Raw genomic sequence first — 354 nt, 5'->3', positions numbered from 1 at the left:
GTGCCGCACCTTGGCTACTAATACCGTGATAACACATCACTAAGATTGGCTGTTCGAACTCAACCTCATCCATGAACGACACCATGGTATCGTTAGTAAGATGGTAAGCGGTTTTTGAGTGAGCTACCGCAAAAGACTGCGGGTCACGTATATCGACAAGTCGAGCTTCGCCTTGTTCAATAAGGGCTTGAGCACCTTTAACATCGATATGTTTAAACTGGTCCATGACTTTCTCTTTTATACTGATTTACTTTGCTGCCATTGTAACCTATCCCAAGGCTAACAATCACATCCACTTAATAAGGTTATCCACCAGCGATCACTTTTACACCATTTGTGGATAAACCTGTGAAT

1 protein-coding gene is annotated in these 354 nt (G+C 42.7%); it reads right to left on the bottom strand.

What is annotated here, in order from left to right; all coding sequences use genetic code 11:
* The coding region (glpE, locus tag AB4512_RS22585; RefSeq protein ID WP_372175771.1) for a thiosulfate sulfurtransferase GlpE at nt 1-226 on the bottom strand (226 nt) is incomplete at its 3' end.
* Nucleotides 227-354 lie beyond the last annotated feature (128 nt).

The organism is Vibrio sp. 10N.222.52.B7 (assembly GCF_041474275.1).
In the GTDB taxonomy this organism is placed as follows: Bacteria; Pseudomonadota; Gammaproteobacteria; order Enterobacterales; family Vibrionaceae; genus Vibrio; species Vibrio crassostreae_C.
The sequence above is the reverse complement of the archived record's forward strand: the minus strand, read 5'-3'. Positions and strand labels throughout refer to the sequence as shown.